Origin of the sequence: Streptococcus sanguinis, assembly GCF_003943655.1 — a bacterium.
In the GTDB taxonomy this organism is placed as follows: Bacteria; Bacillota; Bacilli; order Lactobacillales; family Streptococcaceae; genus Streptococcus; species Streptococcus sanguinis_F.
In genome coordinates, this window is record NZ_RJMM01000063.1 from 1 (window position 1) to 653 (window position 653).

At 46.7% G+C, this 653-nt stretch carries 1 tRNA gene and 2 rRNA genes; all 3 read right to left on the bottom strand.

The window, feature by feature from the left end:
* Window positions 1-4 precede the first annotated feature (4 nt).
* Window positions 5-77 (bottom strand) — tRNA-Val (locus D8886_RS11630).
* 104 nt (window positions 78-181) lie between these two features.
* A 5S ribosomal RNA gene (gene rrf, locus D8886_RS11635) occupies window positions 182-297 on the bottom strand.
* Between the two features lie 116 nt (window positions 298-413).
* Window positions 414-653 (bottom strand): 23S ribosomal RNA (locus D8886_RS11640); the annotation flags it as partial.

The following is a 653-nucleotide window of genomic DNA, read 5'->3' on the forward strand; positions in this document are numbered from 1 at the left end:
AATATGGGAGTTAACGGGATCGAACCGCTGACCCTCTGCTTGTAAGGCAGATGCTCTCCCAGCTGAGCTAAACTCCCAAAGGGTGGAGTCTAGCTCAGCCAACGGTGAGAAACTTCGTTTCTCTCATCCGCCGATTGTAATTTCGATTTCCTCTCCATTACAACTAAGCTAAACTCCCTTCGCTAAGCGACTTCCATATCTCACAGGGGGCAACCCCCAACTACTTCCGGCGTTCTAGGGCTTAACTGCTGTGTTCGGCATGGGTACAGGTGTATCTCCTAGGCTATCGTCACTTAACTATTGAATTAACTGTCCTGTCCTCTCAGACAAGCCTTGTCAACTCAAAATTGAATACAATATCAAATCTAACATTTCTCTAAACCATTCGCTGCACTCTGATGAAGCTCTTATTCTAGGATAAGTCCTCGAGCGATTAGTATTAGTCCGCTCCATGTGTCACCACACTTCCACTTCTAACCTATCAACCTGATCTTCTCTCAGGGCTCTTACTAACTTGCGTTATGGGAAATCTCATCTTGAGGTGGGTTTCACACTTAGATGCTTTCAGCGTTTATCCCTTCCCTACATAGCTACCCAGCGATGCTCTTGGCAGAACAACTGGTACACCAGCGGTAAGTCCACTCTGGTCCTCT